This is a genomic window from Yersinia frederiksenii ATCC 33641 (genome assembly GCF_000754805.1).
Classification (GTDB): domain Bacteria; phylum Pseudomonadota; class Gammaproteobacteria; order Enterobacterales; family Enterobacteriaceae; genus Yersinia; species Yersinia frederiksenii.
Genome location: NZ_KN150731.1, coordinates 3,662,656 through 3,680,311, shown reverse-complemented (window position 1 = coordinate 3,680,311; position 17,656 = coordinate 3,662,656). Strand labels below are relative to the sequence as shown.

The window sequence follows — 17,656 nt, the reverse complement described above, 5'->3', positions numbered from 1 at the left end:
CATGACTAAGACTTATCATATTGCCGTTTTACCCGGAGACGGTATTGGCCCTGAAGTAATGACTCAGGCAAATAAAGTATTGGATGCTGTTCGTCAGCGCTTCGGTATCAAGATTTCAACCAGTGCTTATGATGTGGGTGGCGCAGCTATCGACCGTCATGGCAGCCCGTTACCACCAGCTACTGTCAGTGGGTGCGAGCAGGCTGACGCCATTTTGTTCGGCTCTGTGGGCGGCCCAAAATGGGAGCATTTGCCACCGGCGGAACAACCTGAACGTGGAGCCTTGTTGCCATTACGTAAACACTTCAAATTATTCAGTAACTTGCGCCCAGCGCGTTTGTATCAAGGGTTAGAAGATTTCTGCCCATTGCGCAGTGATATTGCCGCCAAAGGCTTCGATATTCTGTGCGTACGTGAATTAACTGGCGGTATCTATTTCGGTCAACCCAAAGGCCGTGAAGGCCAAGGCATGCACGAACGTGCATTTGATACCGAAGTTTATCATCGCTTTGAAATTGAAAGAATCGCTCGCATTGCCTTTGAATCTGCTCGCAAGCGCCGTGGCAAGGTAACATCAATAGATAAAGCCAATGTGTTGCAAAGTTCAATTCTGTGGCGTGAAGTGGTTACTGCCATTGCAGCGGATTATCCTGATGTCGCGTTGTCCCATATGTATATCGACAATGCCACCATGCAGTTAATTAAAGATCCTTCCCAGTTCGACGTTTTGTTGTGTTCTAACTTGTTTGGCGACATTTTGTCTGATGAGTGTGCCATGATCACCGGCTCCATGGGGATGTTGCCGTCGGCCAGTCTGAATGAGCAAGGCTTCGGTTTATACGAACCGGCAGGCGGCTCCGCTCCTGATATCGCGGGTAAAGATATTGCCAACCCCATTGCTCAAATTCTCTCTTTAGCCCTGCTGTTGCGTTTCAGTTTAGGTAAAGACGATGCTGCCGACGCTATTGAAAATGCAATTAATCAAGCATTGGAACAAGGCTATCGCACCGCTGATTTAGCCGGTGATGGCAACGCCATTGGCACCAACGAAATGGGCGATATCATCGCTAAATTTGTGGCTGAGGGGGTTTAAAATGGGCAAGACTTTATATCAAAAACTGTATGATGCGCACATTGTTCACGAAGCGCCGAATGAAACCCCGTTGTTGTATATCGACCGTCATTTGGTGCATGAAGTGACATCGCCGCAGGCCTTTGATGGCTTACGGGCTATGGGCCGCCCGGTACGCCAACCGGGTAAAACCTTTGCCACCATGGACCACAACGTTTCAACACAAACCAAAGACATCAATGCCAGCGGCGAAATGGCCCGCATTCAGATGCAAGAGTTGATCAAAAACTGTGCTGAGTTCGGCGTGTCATTATATGACCTGAACCATCCATTCCAGGGCATCGTACACGTCATTGGCCCAGAGCAGGGTATGACCCTGCCGGGCATGACTATCGTCTGTGGCGACTCCCATACTGCGACTCACGGCGCATTTGGCTCATTGGCATTTGGTATCGGCACCTCTGAAGTTGAGCACGTGCTGGCCACCCAGACCCTGAAACAGGGCCGAGCCAAGACCATGAAAATTGAAGTGAATGGTGATGTCGGCCCCGGCATTACCGCCAAAGATATCGTGTTAGCCATTATCGGTAAAACCGGCAGCGCTGGCGGGACCGGCCATGTGGTGGAATTCTGTGGTAGCGCCATTGAAGCGCTGAGCATGGAAGGCCGCATGACATTATGCAATATGGCTATCGAAATGGGAGCCAAGGCGGGTTTAGTTGCACCGGACGACACCACATTTAACTATCTCAAAGGCCGTCAGTTTGCCCCGACCGGCGAGCAATGGGAACAAGGTGTAGCCTATTGGCGTAGCTTGAAGTCTGATGCTGATGCCAAATTTGATACCATTGTGACCTTAAATGCTGCGGATATCGCGCCACAAGTCACTTGGGGCACCAATCCTGGGCAAGTGATTGCAGTGAATCAAATGATCCCAGCCCCTGAATCTTTCAGTGATCCGGTGGAGCGCGCTTCAGCAGAAAAAGCCTTGGCTTATATGGACTTGCGCCCTGGCATCAAGTTAACCGAAGTAGCCATTGATAAAGTGTTTATCGGTTCTTGCACCAACTCACGCATTGAGGATTTACGTGCGGCGGCGGCGGTGGCACAAGGGCGTAAAGTTGCCAGCGGTGTGCAGGCCATTGTGGTTCCCGGCTCAGGCCCGGTGAAAGCGCAGGCCGAAGCGGAAGGTTTGGATAAAATCTTTATCGAAGCCGGTTTTGAGTGGCGCTTACCAGGTTGCTCTATGTGTCTGGCGATGAATAACGACCGTCTGGAACCAGGCGAGCGTTGTGCTTCCACCAGCAACCGTAACTTTGAAGGGCGTCAGGGCCGTGGGGGCCGTACCCATTTGGTTAGCCCGGCGATGGCTGCTGCGGCTGCTGTCAGTGGCCATTTTGCTGATGTTCGCGATTTATCTACCGCCACCCACTAACCGGAGACACCACCATGGCAAAATTTACTCAACACGTCGGTTTGGTCGCTCCGTTGGATGCGGCGAATGTCGATACTGATGCAATTATCCCAAAACAGTTTTTGCAGAAAGTGACTCGCACCGGCTTTGGTCAACACCTGTTTAATGACTGGCGCTTTCTCGACGATGCCGGCAAAGAGCCAAACCCTGAATTTGTGCTGAATCAACCCCGCTATCAGGGCGCGAGCATTTTGTTAGCACGCGAGAACTTCGGCTGTGGTTCATCCCGTGAGCATGCGCCTTGGGCTTTGACCGATTTTGGTTTTAAAGTTGTTATCGCGCCAAGCTTTGCCGATATCTTTTATGGCAACTCGTTTAATAACCAGTTATTACCGGTAACATTAAGCGAAGCGGATATTGATACTTTATTCCAGTTGGTTAAAGAGAATGAAGGCATTGAGTTTATTGTCGATTTGGAAAAACAAACCGTTAATGCCGGTGGAAAAAGTTATTCTTTCGAAATAGATAGCTTCCGCCGCCATTGCATGATTAACGGTTTAGACAGTATTGGCTTGACGTTACAACACGAAAGTAATATTTCAGCTTACGAAAAACAACAACCAGAGTTTCTGCGTTAATTATCTTTAAGGTTGGCGATATTACGCTAACCCATTCTGTGAGTATATTGTTGGTGTCAGAGGTCATCCTGACCCAACAATTAAAACCCGCCTAGAATATTAATCAAATATATCTCCCATTTCCTTTCCTTTATCACTCAAAAATATAAATATCCGCACAATCAATCTGTTATATAACAGAACGGCAAGCCATTAGTTTACATACATATTAGCCACTCTAATATAGTTTATATTGATTGTATTTTGTGCTGACGGTCACTTTTTATTTCTTAAACAACGCTATGCTGTCAACTCATCATCCACTCCTAGAGGGCGCCTTATGACACGCATTACCTTGCGTTATGAAGCACGCATCTCCGGCGATAGCCGAGCTTGGTTTAATATAGATTACCGCCTCGCCAACGATTTCCCTCGCTAGTTTCCTGCTGCTTATTCAGCTTCGGCTGAAAAACTCATTTCTTTTATTTTTATTGCCATCATGGGCAATACGAACTGTTATTTCTTATTTTAACGGTTCTTATTATCCACGGCATAACTATACCCAAAAAAATAATATTTGGAGTAATAAGCCATGAAACGCATTCCTGAACCCTTCCGTATTAAAATGGTAGAAAATATTCGGATGACCAACCGGGAAGATCGTGAGAAAGCATTAATTGAGGCAGGTTATAACCCATTCTTACTGCCTAGCGAAGATGTCTATATTGATTTACTGACTGACTCAGGCACCGGTGCCATGAGTGACCGTCAGTGGGCTGGATTAATGATGGGTGATGAAGCCTATGCCGGTTCACGTAACTATTATCACTTGTGTGACCAAGTGAAAAAACTAATTGGCTACCCATTTACTATCCCGACACACCAAGGCCGTGGTGCAGAGCAAATCCTATTCCCTTGCCTGATTGCAAAAAAACAAAAAGCAGGTGGCGGTAAGAAGCCGGTATTTATTTCTAACTTCCACTTTGATACCACTGCCGCCCACGTCGAGATGAATGGCGCCAAAGCCATTAACGTGGTCACACCAAAAGCCTTTGATACCGTCTCTTATTATGACTGGAAAGGCGATTTCGACTTAGATCAGCTGAAAGCCACCATTGCAGAACATGGTGCTGAAAACGTGGTGTCTATTATTACCACCGTCACCTGTAACAGCTCCGGTGGACAGCCGATATCAATGAGTAATATGCGCGAAGTGTATCGTATCGCTCAGCAGCATAATATTCCGGTGGTCATTGACTCAGCCCGCTTCTGTGAAAACGCCTGGTTTATTAAGCAACGTGAACCGGGTTATGGCGATAAATCGATCAAAGAGATCATTCTGGAGATGTACCAGTATGGTGACATGCTGACCATGTCAGCCAAAAAAGATCCGATGGTTAATATTGGCGGTTTGTGTTGTTTCCGCACTGATGAGGACTTGTTCAACGACGTTCGCATCCGTTGTGTCCCTATGGAAGGCTTTGTAACTTATGGTGGCCTGGCGGGTCGCGACATGGAAGCACTGGCCATCGGGCTGGAAGAAGGGATGAATGAAGACTTCCTGACTTACCGTATCGGTCAAGTGGAGTATCTGGGCGAACGTCTGCGCGCTGGGGGCATTCCTATTCAGTACCCTACTGGCGGCCACGCGGTGTTTGTTGATGCCAAACTTTTGCTGCCGCATATTCCGGCTGAGCAATTCCCGGCACAGGCGCTTAACAATGCATTGTATCTGGAAGCCGGTATTCGCAGTGTTGAAATCGGTTCATTGCTATTAGGTCGAGATCCAGAAACCGGCAAACAAAAACCATCCCCATTGGAACTGCTACGCCTGACTATCCCGCGTCGAGTCTACACCAATGACCACATGGACTATATTGCCGATGCCCTGATTTCACTCAAATCACGGGCCGAGGAAATCAAAGGCCTCACCTTCACCTACGAACCTCCTGTTCTGCGCCACTTTGTTGCTCGATTAAAACCAATCGAATAATCGGCAACCGCGACTCCAAGAGCACGCCCCCTGCCGCACAGACAGGGGGAATACAGCGACCAAATTGCTACCTCTATAAGTGGTAAAACCACACGAGGACACCCTACTATGGCCCAAACTACACTAGAAGATCAGGTCACAGCCGCAAAAATTAAAAATCCTTCTCTGCTCGGTGGTGCAATGATTATTGCCGGCACCATCGTCGGCGCAGGGATGTTTTCATTACCCGTTGTTATGTCAGGGATCTGGTTTTATTGGTCTATTGCTGTTCTGGTTTTCACCTGGTTTTGTATGCTTCATTCCGGATTGATGATCCTCGAAGCCAACCTCAACTACCACACCGGTGCCAGTTTCGACACCATCACCAAAGATTTACTGGGTAACGGCTGGAATATCGTCAATGGCCTGACTGTCGCCTTTGTGCTCTATATTCTGACTTACGCCTATATTTCTGCCAGCGGCTCAGTGATTCAACATACCCTGCGCGGAATGGGAATAGACTTTCCGGCTCGGCTTGGCGGTCTATTCTTTGCATTATTCGTCGCTTTTATTGTTTGGCTCAGTACCACCGCGGTAAGCCGAATGACTACCATTGTGCTGGGTGCCAAGATCCTCACCTTCTTTATGACCTTTGGTGGGTTGTTAGGGCACGTCGAGCCGGTGAAATTGTTCAATCTCAGTGAAGCCAACCCCAGCTACCTGCCCTACCTGCTGATGACTCTACCATTTTGTCTGGCCTCATTTGGTTATCACGGTAACGTCCCCAGCCTGATGAAGTATTACGGCAAAAATCCCCGCCGCATCCGCAACTGTCTGCTGATTGGTACGCTGCTCGCCCTGACGCTCTATATCATCTGGTTGGTCGGCACCATGGGGAATATTCCGCGACCACAATTTCGCGAAATAGCCAGTCAGGGCGGAAATATTGATGTGCTGGTGAGTGCCTTGGGCGGGATCTTACAAAGCTCGTCGATGGATCTGCTACTGACGGTGTTTTCAAACTTCGCCGTTGCCAGTTCATTCCTAGGCGTGACATTAGGATTATTTGATTATCTTGCTGATTTATTTAAATTTGACGACAGCCGCTTTGGCCGGGGGAAAACGGCTGTCATAACATTCTTGCCGCCGATATTGGGTGGGTTGATATATCCAGATGGCTTTATTTACGCCATTGGCTATGCCGGGCTGGCTGCCACTGTCTGGGCCGCCATTGTGCCAGCACTGTTGGCCCGAGCTTCCCGTAAGCGCTTTGGTAGCCCGCTGTATCGCGTTTGGGGCGGCACTCCATTGATTGTATTGATTTTACTGTTTGGGGCGATTAATGCCATCGCCCATATTCTGTCCAGCTTCAACCTGTTGCCGACCTATTAAAATCCGATAACAAGCGCCCTGCGGGGCGCTAAGCTTCTCTTACCCGCGCACAAATGATCAGTGAGATAATAGCCAGGATCATCGCCATCACATAGACCGAATTATGCCCCCAAGTCTCCGTCAAGACCCCTTGTAGCACCCCAGCCAGAATCACCCCGGTAGAAATGCTATTGGTAAACAAAGTGGTAGCGGCCCCCGCCCTGCCCGGCATTAAATCCTGAAAATAGAGCATGCCAATACCGGCGACGATACCAATAAAGATGGCATTAAAAATCTGTAATAGCATTAACGCAGATTTGAATTTAAACAGTACTAGTCCGGTGTAAAACAGCACGCCAGCCAGTACCGCGAAGAGCATAATTTTGCGCTTACCAAAACGCCGAACCGAATAGCCCGCCAGTAGCATAATAGGGATTTCCAACCCGGCGGCGGTTCCCATCAATAAGCCCGCCAACCGCTCAGGCAACCCCAAGCTCGCCGTGATATAGAGTGGCATATCAATGATATACATGGTATTGCATGTCCACATCAACATTGAGGCAATGAACAGCAGCAAGACGTCTTTATCGGCAAATAAGCTACCCTGAGCAATGGCTGGCGTATCTGCCACTGGCTCCACCCGCTGCACTGAAGGCAAAATAAACCACACCACCAAGGCACTGAGCACAAAAATACCGGCGGCGATGCAGAACATCAGGGTAAAGCCATAATTTAGCGCCAGCATAAATGACAGCGGTGGGCCAATAACCCAGGCCAATGATAACTGAGCACGCATAATCGAGCTGAACATCACTACTTCACGGGCCGAGTTATCGGCATACTCGCGCGCCAAGGCAAAAATCTGTGGCATTGCGGTGTTGGCGACAGCGGCAAGCAGCACACCCGCAGTGATTAATGTCAGGTAATCACGATTAAAAGCAAATAACAGACAGTTTCCCACCGCCATCAAATAGCAGACCAAAATAAGTTTGCGGCGATCGCCGCGCAAATCTGAACGCTTTGCCAACACAAAACTGACGCTGATCCCGGCGATGGCATTGACGGTGTAAAACAGCCCAACCCACAGCGGGCGCACTTTCACTTCGGTGCTGAGAAACAAGCTTAACGTCGGTGCTTGTAAAGCCCCAGCAATACCGGAAAGAAAGGCCACTACAAAAAACGCGAGAAAAACCGGGTTAATACGACGGGAAAAGGTTAATGCAGATTTCATTCCAGGCTCCAACGCCAGAAACAGCTATTGCCGATCATGCTACAGAAATAAATAGAAAAACCGAATAGATTCTATACCCAAATATTGCAGCCGCTAACAACGCTGTGGTGTTAAGGACGCAGAGAAAAAAGAAAAAAAGCCAGCAGGCTAGCCCACTGGCTGGTGAAACACACCATTACTCAGAAATTTTAGTACAGGTTTTCTCACTACTACAGCAGACTCACAACACTTAACTACATCAACTAAAACAGAAAATTACAGGGTATGTTCGGTTCGGGCGATAATATCGTCCTGCGCATCTGGAGATAGCGCGGTGAAGAAGGCCGAATAACCGGCAACCCGAACCACTAAGTCACGGTAACGATCGGGATGCTGCTTGGCATCAAGTAGGGTCTCGCGCGATACAATGTTGTACTGCACGTGCCAGCCCAGATACTCCTCAAAGAAGGTGCGCAGCATCATCATCAGTTTTTCACGATCCCGCGGGTTATCCAGTGTCGATGGATTCAGCTTCTGATTGAGCAGTACGCCCCCCAGAATAGAGGCTGTCGGCAGTTTCGACAGTGAGTTAAACACCGCCGTTGGTCCTAAATGGTCAGTACCAGACGCTGGGCTTGCGCCCTCTGCCAGTGGGCTGTGAGCCTTGCGACCATCCGGTGTTGCCATGGTTGCAGCCCCAAAGGGAACGTTGGCAGAAATTGATGATGTTCCGGCATAATAGGTGCCGCCGATAGGTCCACGACCAAATCGGGTATTATGATATTGCTTCAATTCATCAATATAAGTCTGGTAAGCACGCACTAACAGTTGGTCGACATCATCAACATCATTGCCATATTTAGGTGCTGAATTAATTAGATGCTGGCGCAGTTGCTCGCCATTCAGACCTGCAAAATCATTGGCTAATGCGGTTGCCAGTTGCTGCTGACCAATAAGTTGTTGCTCAAAAACCAACTTACGTACCGCCGCCAAACTGTTCCCCAAGTTAGCAATCCCAACTTGCAAACCAGAAACCCAGTCATAGCGCGCGCCACCTTGTTTGATACTTTTCCCGCGCTCAATACAGTCATCCACCAGCGCGGAACAGACGATATCGTGGGCGTTTTCTTCCAGCACGGTATCCACCACACACTCGATTTCGATGGATTTGCGAGTGTAATAACGGATCTGTTCGTCCCATTGCGCCATCACTTGAGAAAAATCAGCGAAGTTCCCCTTCGATAGCCCCTGCTTCTGCGGCAAGAATACCTGCCCGGAGGTTGCGTCTCGGCCCTGCTCCAAGGCCGCCAGCATCACTCTGGCAAAGTTAATGAAACTCATACCGGTGCAGCGATAGCCCCACTTGCCGCCGACCGCGGTTTCAATGCAACCAATGGCGGCATAATCGTAGGCATCTTGTGGCTCGACACCCAACTTGATGAATTCTGGAATAACAATTTCGTCATTGTTAAAGGCCGGCATACCAAACCCACAGCGGATCACTTGTACACAAGCATCAAGGAAGTCATCGCTGATTCCGGCATGGTAGCGAACACTGAGGTTAGGCTGAGTTGATCTTAAGCGCCCGCATGATTCCAGCACCGCATAAGAGAGTGGGTTGACGGCATCAATGGCCTTGCCCTGCACCAGTTTTTGCCCACCAATAGTGACGTTTTGATACAGCGGGCTGCCCGCCGAAGCTTTGGAGTGCGAGCCTGAGCGGATTTTGTTCACTTCCAGCAGTTTCAGCCAGCAGCTATGTAGCATCTCAATCGCTTTCTCGCGGCTCAGGGTGTTTTCCAGCTCAACATCACGGCGATACCACGGATACAAATATTGATCCAGACGACCAAATGAGACTGAATGGCCATTGGATTCAATTTGTAGAATTAGCTGAATGAAATAGCACAATTGCAAAGCTTGCCAGAAAGTCTGCGGCGGCTGATGGGCGATTAAGTCACAGTTTACGGCGATAGTTTGCAACTCAATCCGCCGCCATTCGCGAGTTTCTTCCGCTGCCATTTGCCGCGCAACTGCAGCATAGCGCTCAATATGTTCGCTCAATGCCACCAGCGAAATATCAATCGCTTTCAGGAATTGTTCTTTATGCAGGTCGCTCCAGTCTGTGAGTTGCAGACGAGAGCGACGGTGGGTCACTTTAGCGCGTAAGCCATCCAGCCCTTTTTCCAACAACAGCGGGAAGTTAACCGCTAAATGCGCATCACCGGAGGTCATATTGCCTTCCGCTTTGATGATGCCGGTTGCCAGCAGCGCCTTTTGTTCATCGGTGAACATGCCATAGCAGCGATCTTGCACTGTTTGACCACGCCACCACGGGCATATCTGGTGCAATACCGCTTTATCTTGTTCGCTGACCGAGAAGCCCGCGCCGGGACGGTCGGCTAATTCGTCAATCTCATTTTCTATCCAACTGACGGTATATTCAGGGAAAATCGGCGCGGCGCGTAATTGGCTAGCCTGATTACCAATAATCAGCTCATCATTTTTAATCCACACCGTACGTTGCTGCAAGTGATGGGCCAGAGCCAGCGCGCGCCGGACAGGTAAAGGTTTATCCTGATGCTGTTGATAAGCTTCGGTATAATGCTGCGCTCGCTCAGTACAAACTGGCGGTTTTACAATGTGAATTAGCGCGTTTTTATGCTGTTTTGTCCGTTCGCTTAAGGTTACCAAATCGAGAGTGGTCATTGCGTCATCCTCTTAAAATTGCGGTAAGGCCCTTGTCACGGGCATAACTTTCCGCGAAGGCCAGCAGGTCAGGAGAGTCTAAAGGGGTACTGGCTGCCAGATATTTTTCACCCAGCAGTGAATATTTATTGATACCCAGTGTGTGATAAGGCAAAAAGTGAATCTCTTTCGCGCCAATTTCATCGGCGGCAAAATCAACAATTCCTTGCACCGAGTGGTTATCAGCATTGAAATCCGGGATTAGCGGCACCCGTACCGTGATATTGGTGCCTGCGGCGGCTAATTGGCGAAAGTTATCCATGACGCGTTTGGCTGAACCGCCGGTCCACTGCTGAAAACGGTTTTCATCGGTATGTTTTAAATCCGCCAACATCAAATCAAGCCACGGTAAAGAGGGGGCGATATAGCGCCACGGCGTATGCAGGCAAGACTCAACCGTAGTATGGATACCAAGCTTATGACAGCGCTGCAATAATTCTGCAGCCACTTCGGGTTGCATGAAAGGTTCACCGCCGGATAACGTCACGCCGCCGCCACTGCGCCGATAAAATGGCAAGTCGCGCAATAATGTGTCCATGGTGGCATCAATATCAATCGGGTTGCCGCACTGCGTCAAAGCGCCACTGGGGCAGCTAACCGCCAGCGCCTGAATATCATTTTCTGCCAACAACTGGCGATGAATAACAATTTGATTATCAACGCGCTGAATCGCTTGCGGGCAAGCTTGATGGCATAAATCACAACCGGATAAACACAGGCGAGGATCAAATAGCACCTCAGGTTTGCGTGAGCGACTTTCTGGGTTTTGGCACCAGCGGCAGCTTAGCGAGCAGCCTTTCAGGAAAACCACACTGCGAATACCGGGGCCGTCATGAGTGGAATAACGCTGTAAATTAAAAATCATCTTACCCCTCCCATTCGCTGTGACTGCACTGGCATCGCTGTGACTATTCACTTTCATTGGTAACCAGTATCTGCGTAATATAGGGAAAGAAAAATTGATGAAATTTGCTGCGGAGTTCCTCTTTTATGTCTGCCTCACGCTTGCAACAACAGTTTATTCGCCTCTGGCAACGTTTTAATGGTCAACACACAGAAACCACCTTACAGGAACTGGCCGAAGTGCTTTGTTGCTCGCGCCGCCATGTTCGTTCCTTACTAGGTAGCATGCAGCAAGAGGGCTGGCTAAGCTGGCAAGCGGAAGCTGGCCGAGGTAAGCGCTCACAACTGACTTTCCTTTATTCCGGGTTAGCATTGCAACAGCAACGGGCCGAAGAGTTGCTGGAACAAGACCATATTGACCAATTAGTACAACTGGTTGGAGATAAAAAAGCTGTACGCCAAATGCTGCTATCCCAGCTAGGGCGCAGCTTTCGGCAAGGTAAACATATCCTACGGGTGCTCTATTATCGCCCACTACAAAACTTATTACCCGGCACCGCGCTGCGTCGTTCAGAAACCCATATGGTGCGGCAGATTTTTAACGGTCTGACCCGGATAAATGAGGAAAATGGGGAACTGGAACCGGACTTATCTCATCACTGGCAGGCCATTAGTCCTTTGCATTGGCGCTTTTATTTACGCCCAGCGATTCATTTTCACCATGGTCGTGAACTGGAAATGAATGATGTGATTACCAGCCTGACGCGATTAATCCCTCAGCCGCTGTTTTCGCATATTACGGCGGTGCGCTCACCGACACCCTATGTGCTTGATGTGCATCTCAGCACCCCAGATAGCTGGTTGCCGTGGTTGTTGGGCAGTGCGCACGCCATGATCTTGCCGCAAGAGTGGGAAAATCAGCCGGATTTTCGTCGGCATCCTATTGGTACTGGCCCCTATTCCGTAATTCGTAATCACCATAGCCAATTGAAAATTCAGGCCTTCGATAACTATTTTGGCTTTCGTGCATTAATTGATGAGGTCAATATCTGGGTACTACCCGATCTGTCTGATGAGCTGATTTACACCGGAGTCCAGCTGCAGGCTGATGACACCAGTAAAAATGAACTGGAAAGCCGGTTGGAAGAGGGCTGCTATTTTTTGTTATTTGACCAGCGCTCGCCCCAAACCTGCCATCCAGAGATCCGCCGCTGGCTATGTGAATTGATCACGCCAGTCGCCCTACTCAGCTTTGCCGATCCCTTTTATCAACGTTACTGGTCACCCGCTTATGGCATGTTACCGCGCTGGCATCACAACCGGCTCACCGCACTGGAGCCGAAACCCGCCGGGCTAACTGAACTGACACTGACTTTTTACAGCGACCATTCTGAATTTGATGCCATCAGCCAAACGTTAACCCAACTGCTGGCAGCCCATGGTGTCACCTTAAAAACACAGGTGTTGGATTACACCCAGTGGTATCAGGGTGATGCGCAGAGTGATATCTGGCTTGGCAGCGCAAATTTCTATCTGCCGCTGGAGTTTTCCCTGTTTGCGACCTTGTATGAACTGCCGCTGCTGCAATATTGCCTGGATGAAGAACTGCATCACGATGTTGAATTATGGCGGAATAATGCTTTGCCAATGGCCGATTGGAGCCAGCGACTGGTCAGTCAGAATCAATTCCATCCGCTGTTCCATCACTGGCTTGAGTTATATGGACAGCACAGTATGCGCGGGGTGCGCATGAATACCCTCGGCTGGTTTGATTTCAAATCGGCTTGGTTCACACCACCAGAGGGATAAAGTCACTTTCACCCGCCCAGATTAATCTCTACAATAGCGCCGTCTCAACGGGGTGCAAGAATATCGCTAGCCAGGTTTTACCCAGTGTCGTGAGTGTTAAAAACACAGCGAACCGGGTTCAGACAGTGGCGGACAGCACGCAGAAACCGCAACGTACACATGACCTTGTAAATCATGACTACGTGAGGATTTCGAGTACTGCCCAACACACTGTATCAACCACGGCGCAGCACGTTTTTGCTGAGAGCAAACCCGTCGAACCTGATCCGGTTAACACCGGCGGAGGGATTTGAGAAAGATAACACTGGTACCCCACGGATACTGCTGTTAGCTACCGCCTCAGATACCTTTGCCACCTTTATCTTTAAGGAGTGCAAAGTGTTTAAACGCATTATTCCCTGCTTGTTCTTACTGTCTGCAGCCGCTGTTGCTGCTGATAAACCGACACTGACGGTCTATACCTATGACTCCTTCGCTGCCGACTGGGGGCCAGGGCCGGCAATTAAAAAAGCCTTTGAAGCCGAGTGCGATTGCCAACTTAAATTTGTGGCGCTGGAAGATGGCGTGTCACTGCTAAACCGTCTGAGAATGGAAGGAAAAAACAGTCAGGCCGATGTGATTTTAGGCTTAGATAACAACCTGGTACAGGCGGCGGAGCAAACCGGATTGTTCGCCCCAAGTCAGGTAGACACCAGCCACCTTACTTTGCCGGAAAAGTGGCAAAATAAAACCTTCGTCCCTTATGATTATGGCTATTTTGCCTTTGTGTATAACAAAGACAAATTGAAAAACCCGCCAAAAAGCTTGCAGGAATTGGTCGACAGCAAAGAGCCGTGGAAAATAATTTATCAAGACCCGCGCACCAGTACCCCTGGCCTTGGCTTAATGTTGTGGATGCAAAAAGTATATGGCGATAAAGCCCCACAAGCATGGCAACAATTGGCGAAGAAAACCGTCACTGTCACCAAAGGCTGGAGTGAAGCTTACGGCCTGTTCCTGAAAGGTGAAGGGGATTTGGTCCTGAGCTACACCACCTCTCCGGCTTATCATCTGATTGAAGAGAAGAAAAGCAACTATGCCGCAGCTGATTTTAGCGAAGGTCACTATCTGCAAGTTGAGGTCGCAGGTCAGGTTGCCTCAAGCAAGCAGCCAGAACTGGCGCAACGCTTTATGCAATTTATTGTTACTCCCGCCTTCCAGGACAATATTCCGACCGGCAACTGGATGTATCCGGTGATCAAAATGACACTACCGGCTGGATTTGAAACACTCACGGTGCCACAAAAAGCATTGCAATTTGATGCTAAAGAGGTGGCTGATCATCGCGCTAAATGGACTCAGGCATGGCAATCCGCCGTCAGCCGCTGATCCCAACATGGTTGTGGCCGGGGCTATTGGCTGCCGGACTGATAGTCGGTGTCGCGCTACTGGCGTTCACCGCTATCTGGCTCCATGCCCCCACCGCAGACTGGCACGGTATCTGGCAGGATAGCTATCTGTGGCATGTGATCCGCTTTACCTTCTGGCAGGCGTTTCTCTCTGCACTGCTGTCGGTAACACCTGCGATTTTTCTGGCCCGCGCCTTATATCGCCGCCGTTTTCCCGGCCGTCAACTGATGCTGCGATTATGCGCGATGACACTGGTACTCCCGGTGTTAGTTGCCATCTTTGGCATCCTGACGGTTTATGGCCGCCAAGGCTGGCTAGCAGGGTTATTTGGCTGGCTGGGAGTGAATTATCGTTTCTCTCCTTATGGCTTACAGGGGATTTTGCTGGCACATATCTTCTTTAATATGCCACTGGCGACTCGCCTGTTATTGCAGTCATTGGAAAGCATTGCAGTGGAGCAGCGCCAATTAGCCGCACAACTGGGCATGAACGGCTGGCAGAATTTTCGGCTGGTCGAATGGCCTTATCTACGCCGCCAAATTTTGCCCACTGGCGCGCTGATTTTCATGCTCTGTTTTGCCAGTTTTGCCACTGTGCTATCTCTGGGGGGCGGACCACAAGCCACCACGATCGAATTAGCTATTTATCAGGCGCTTAGCTATGACTATGATCTCGGTCGCGCCGCATTACTGGCACTGATCCAACTGGGCTGCTGCCTGGGATTGGTGGTGCTAAGCCAGCGGCTAAGCTCAGTATTGGCAGTGGGAAATACTCACGGGCAAATTTGGCGCAACCCACAAGATAGCGCCTGGTCGCGCATCAGCGACACTGTGTTAATTGGAGCCGCATTATTATTGATGGTGCCGCCATTGCTCGCTGTCGTGGTTGATGGCAGCAATAAAACGATACTGACAGTGTTGCAACAACCCGCACTGTGGCAAGCTTTCTTCACCTCTCTGGTCATCGCCATTGGTGCCGGATTATTGTGTGTCACCTTGACCATGATGCTGCTATGGAGTAGCCGGGAGCTAAAGCTACGCCAACGTGCTGCTTACGGGCAAGCATTGGAAGTCAGTGGCATGGTGATTCTGGCAATGCCGGGTATTGTACTGGCGACGGGCTTTTTCTTATTGCTCAACGATACTTTTGGCTTACCGCAATCCCCCTATGCTCTGGTGATTTTGACCAATGCACTGATGGCGGTACCCTATGCCTTGAAAGTGTTGGATAACCCAATGCGTGACTTGGCCGAGCGCTACACACCACTATGCTTATCACTGGATATTCGTGGTTGGCACCGTTTACGCCATATTGAGTTAAGTGCGCTGAAACGCCCGCTCGCTCAGGCGCTGGCCTTTGCCAGTGTTCTCTCCATCGGCGATTTTGGCGTCGTGGCGCTGTTTGGTAATGAACACTTCCGCACCTTGCCATTTTATCTTTATCAGCAGATAGGTTCTTATCGCAGCAATGATGCCGCAGTCACTGCCTTGCTGTTGCTATTGCTCTGTTTCCTACTGTTTACTCTTATTGAACGACTGCCGAGCCGCCATGCTAAAGCTTGAGAAAATCACCTACCTGTATGACCACTTACCAATGCGTTTTGATTTGCGCGTTCAACCCGGTGAGCGAGTGGCTATCCTTGGCCCCAGTGGCGCAGGCAAAAGTACCCTGCTGAGCTTGATTGCCGGTTTTTTACAGCCAGTCAGTGGCCGAATGCTGCTGAACAATCAAGATCACACTCAAACCGCGCCTGCCCAAAGGCCGGTATCTATGCTGTTTCAGGAAAATAATCTGTTTTCACATTTAACTGTCGAACAGAATATTGGGCTGGGTTTACATCCGGGGCTGAAACTCAATCATGAGCAAAAGTTATTGTTACGCCAAATTGCTCAACAAGTGGGATTGGAAGAGTGCCTCGACCGGCTACCGGCGCAGCTCTCCGGTGGTCAACGCCAACGAGCCGCATTGGCACGTTGCCTAGTACGCAGCCAACCTATTCTGCTGCTGGATGAGCCGTTTTCCGCGCTGGATCCGGCCCTGCGTAATGAAATGCTGCAATTAGTTAACCAAGTCTGCACTCAGCGCCAACTGACGTTATTGATGGTGTCGCATAATCTGGATGATGCCGCCCGTATCGCCGAGCGCACCTTATTGGTGGTCGATGGGCGAATTTACTACGACGGCCCAACACAAGCACTGGTAAGCGGCAGTGCCCAAGAAGCCAGCGTGCTGGGTATTGCTATCCATCAGTAGTGGTTGAATTATGGTCAATACCTAAAGTCATTGGTGTTGCAGGTAGGCAGCAAGTGAATGCATCCCGATGAGCCGGTTCAAATAGGGCCAACTACAAGTAAATGATTCGGGTAAGTGAGCGCAGCTAACACCCCTGCGACGCCAAGGACGAAGGGTATTTATCCGGCCAGAACCTTCCACAACAAATGCCGATACACCGGCATAAGTGGCTGCATATGTAACCACACAAAACTGGCGATAGCCGCAACAATGGTCAATGCAGTCACCCAGCGCAAACGGGCCAGAGGTAGCCATTGATTCAGGCGGTCCGGGCTACGTTTACCAAAACGCCACCAGCGCCATGACAACCACAATGCCAGCCAAATCAGCACCACGACCACAAATAATAGCCACTTGAACATATAGCTATTAGCACTTGGTGGAATATCAATCGCCACCCCTGCCAATATGCCGGGGAAGAAATAGATTGGCGGCCATGTCAGGCAACCGATAATATTCGGTAATGCGAATTTTATTGGCGGCAGGTTTAGCATTCCCGCCACCATCGGAACAATAGGCCGCGCCGGGCCAATAAAGCGCCCCAGCAGTACCGTCGCCATGCTGTGATTGTGCAGCGCATGTTCGGTTTTATTCAGCATTGATTTATGTTTTTTCAGAAAAGACCAGCGGTGCAGTGGCTCTTTGAAACGGCGGCCAATAAAATAGGAAACCCAATCTCCCATCAGGCAACCCACTGTCGCGGCGGCCCAGGCCGAATAAAACCCGACTTCCCCACTGCCAATCAGTGCACCCACACTGGTCATCATCACCGTGCCGGGCAATAACATGCCCACCAGCGCTAAAGATTCAAGAAAAGTGACTAACATGACGACAAATAGCGTGAAAGCCAGAGATTGTGTCAGTAAATGTAATAAATAGGCTTCCATAAATGTGTCCGTCAGTTAACAACGAGTGGATT

Annotated in this window: 14 protein-coding genes and 1 riboswitch; of the genes, 10 read left to right on the top strand and 4 right to left on the bottom strand. The window is 49.7% G+C overall.

From position 1 onward, the window contains the following. Position 1 precedes the first annotated feature (1 nt). The 6 genes from leuB to mtr all read left to right on the top strand — a co-directional run bounded on the left by leuB (position 2) and on the right by mtr (position 6,467). The gene (gene leuB / locus DJ58_RS05535) at positions 2-1,093 is read left to right on the top strand and encodes a 3-isopropylmalate dehydrogenase (protein ID WP_004706157.1); all 1,092 of its coding nucleotides are present in this window, start codon (positions 2-4) and stop codon (positions 1,091-1,093) included. Position 1,094: 1 nt separating this feature from the next. Beyond that, positions 1,095-2,507, top strand: coding sequence for a 3-isopropylmalate dehydratase large subunit (gene leuC, locus DJ58_RS05540; RefSeq protein ID WP_004706155.1), 1,413 nt, complete (start codon positions 1,095-1,097; stop codon positions 2,505-2,507). A gap of 14 nt (positions 2,508-2,521) precedes the next feature. Beyond that, positions 2,522-3,124: a 3-isopropylmalate dehydratase small subunit gene (gene leuD, locus DJ58_RS05545; RefSeq protein ID WP_004706153.1), complete on the top strand. Its 603-nt coding sequence runs from the start codon at positions 2,522-2,524 to the stop codon at positions 3,122-3,124. A gap of 319 nt (positions 3,125-3,443) precedes the next feature. Further along, positions 3,444-3,542, top strand: coding sequence for a tryptophanase leader peptide (gene tnaC / locus DJ58_RS22865; protein ID WP_071984998.1), 99 nt, complete (start codon positions 3,444-3,446; stop codon positions 3,540-3,542). Between the two features lie 153 nt (positions 3,543-3,695). Beyond that, on the top strand, positions 3,696-5,096 hold the full coding sequence (gene tnaA / locus DJ58_RS05550; RefSeq protein ID WP_004706151.1) for a tryptophanase: 1,401 nt from the start codon (positions 3,696-3,698) through the stop codon (positions 5,094-5,096). 108 nt (positions 5,097-5,204) lie between these two features. Then, positions 5,205-6,467 carry a tryptophan permease gene (gene mtr, locus DJ58_RS05555; protein WP_004706150.1) on the top strand — a complete coding sequence of 421 codons (1,263 nt, stop codon included), beginning with the start codon at positions 5,205-5,207 and terminating at the stop codon, positions 6,465-6,467. Positions 6,468-6,495: 28 nt separating this feature from the next. Here the strand turns inward: mtr and DJ58_RS05560 are convergent, their stop codons facing one another. The 3 genes from DJ58_RS05560 to DJ58_RS05570 form a co-directional block, all read right to left on the bottom strand. Further along, the gene (locus DJ58_RS05560) at positions 6,496-7,677 is read right to left on the bottom strand and encodes a sugar efflux transporter (protein WP_004706147.1); all 1,182 of its coding nucleotides are present in this window, start codon (positions 7,675-7,677) and stop codon (positions 6,496-6,498) included. A 255-nt stretch (positions 7,678-7,932) separates the two neighbouring features. Beyond that, a complete protein-coding gene (locus tag DJ58_RS05565) occupies positions 7,933-10,365 on the bottom strand; it encodes a formate C-acetyltransferase/glycerol dehydratase family glycyl radical enzyme (protein WP_004706144.1) in 2,433 nt (810 codons plus the stop codon). Between the two features lie 4 nt (positions 10,366-10,369). Next, positions 10,370-11,269 carry a glycyl-radical enzyme activating protein gene (locus DJ58_RS05570; protein WP_004706143.1) on the bottom strand — a complete coding sequence of 300 codons (900 nt, stop codon included), beginning with the start codon at positions 11,267-11,269 and terminating at the stop codon, positions 10,370-10,372. 125 nt (positions 11,270-11,394) lie between these two features. On the opposite strand from DJ58_RS05570, the gene sgrR reads away from it, so the two are divergent. The 4 genes from sgrR (at position 11,395) to thiQ (ending at position 16,698) form a co-directional block, all read left to right on the top strand. Further along, the gene (gene sgrR, locus DJ58_RS05575) at positions 11,395-13,056 is read left to right on the top strand and encodes an HTH-type transcriptional regulator SgrR (RefSeq protein WP_004706140.1); all 1,662 of its coding nucleotides are present in this window, start codon (positions 11,395-11,397) and stop codon (positions 13,054-13,056) included. Positions 13,057-13,266: 210 nt separating this feature from the next. Then, positions 13,267-13,361, top strand: a riboswitch (TPP riboswitch). 73 nt (positions 13,362-13,434) lie between these two features. Beyond that, complete coding sequence (gene thiB / locus DJ58_RS05580; protein ID WP_032909946.1) at positions 13,435-14,424, top strand: thiamine ABC transporter substrate binding subunit; 990 nt, start codon at positions 13,435-13,437, stop codon at positions 14,422-14,424. Then, the gene (thiP, locus tag DJ58_RS05585) at positions 14,400-16,007 is read left to right on the top strand and encodes a thiamine/thiamine pyrophosphate ABC transporter permease ThiP (protein WP_032909944.1); all 1,608 of its coding nucleotides are present in this window, start codon (positions 14,400-14,402) and stop codon (positions 16,005-16,007) included. Before thiB ends, thiP begins: the two co-directional genes overlap by 25 nt. Further along, complete coding sequence (thiQ, locus tag DJ58_RS05590; protein WP_032909942.1) at positions 15,994-16,698, top strand: thiamine ABC transporter ATP-binding protein ThiQ; 705 nt, start codon at positions 15,994-15,996, stop codon at positions 16,696-16,698. Before thiP ends, thiQ begins: the two co-directional genes overlap by 14 nt. A gap of 158 nt (positions 16,699-16,856) precedes the next feature. Here the strand turns inward: thiQ and DJ58_RS05595 are convergent, their stop codons facing one another. Continuing rightward, positions 16,857-17,624, bottom strand: coding sequence for a DedA family protein (locus DJ58_RS05595; protein ID WP_004706132.1), 768 nt, complete (start codon positions 17,622-17,624; stop codon positions 16,857-16,859). Positions 17,625-17,656: the final 32 nt, after the last annotated feature.

What these genes read in the sequence shown, in the direction of transcription:
- tnaC (WP_071984998.1), top strand. Translation starts at nt 3,444, where the DNA reads ATGACACGCATTACCTTGCGTTATGAAGCACGCATCTCCGGCGATAGC.
- leuD (WP_004706153.1), top strand. Translation starts at nt 2,522, where the DNA reads ATGGCAAAATTTACTCAACACGTCGGTTTGGTCGCTCCGTTGGATGCG.
- DJ58_RS05595 (WP_004706132.1), bottom strand. Translation starts at nt 17,624, where the DNA reads ATGGAAGCCTATTTATTACATTTACTGACACAATCTCTGGCTTTCACG.
- mtr (WP_004706150.1), top strand. Translation starts at nt 5,205, where the DNA reads ATGGCCCAAACTACACTAGAAGATCAGGTCACAGCCGCAAAAATTAAA.
- DJ58_RS05565 (WP_004706144.1), bottom strand. Translation starts at nt 10,365, where the DNA reads ATGACCACTCTCGATTTGGTAACCTTAAGCGAACGGACAAAACAGCAT.
- sgrR (WP_004706140.1), top strand. Translation starts at nt 11,395, where the DNA reads ATGTCTGCCTCACGCTTGCAACAACAGTTTATTCGCCTCTGGCAACGT.
- leuC (WP_004706155.1), top strand. Translation starts at nt 1,095, where the DNA reads ATGGGCAAGACTTTATATCAAAAACTGTATGATGCGCACATTGTTCAC.
- thiQ (WP_032909942.1), top strand. Translation starts at nt 15,994, where the DNA reads ATGCTAAAGCTTGAGAAAATCACCTACCTGTATGACCACTTACCAATG.
- leuB (WP_004706157.1), top strand. Translation starts at nt 2, where the DNA reads ATGACTAAGACTTATCATATTGCCGTTTTACCCGGAGACGGTATTGGC.
- DJ58_RS05560 (WP_004706147.1), bottom strand. Translation starts at nt 7,677, where the DNA reads ATGAAATCTGCATTAACCTTTTCCCGTCGTATTAACCCGGTTTTTCTC.
- DJ58_RS05570 (WP_004706143.1), bottom strand. Translation starts at nt 11,269, where the DNA reads ATGATTTTTAATTTACAGCGTTATTCCACTCATGACGGCCCCGGTATT.
- thiP (WP_032909944.1), top strand. Translation starts at nt 14,400, where the DNA reads ATGGCAATCCGCCGTCAGCCGCTGATCCCAACATGGTTGTGGCCGGGG.
- tnaA (WP_004706151.1), top strand. Translation starts at nt 3,696, where the DNA reads ATGAAACGCATTCCTGAACCCTTCCGTATTAAAATGGTAGAAAATATT.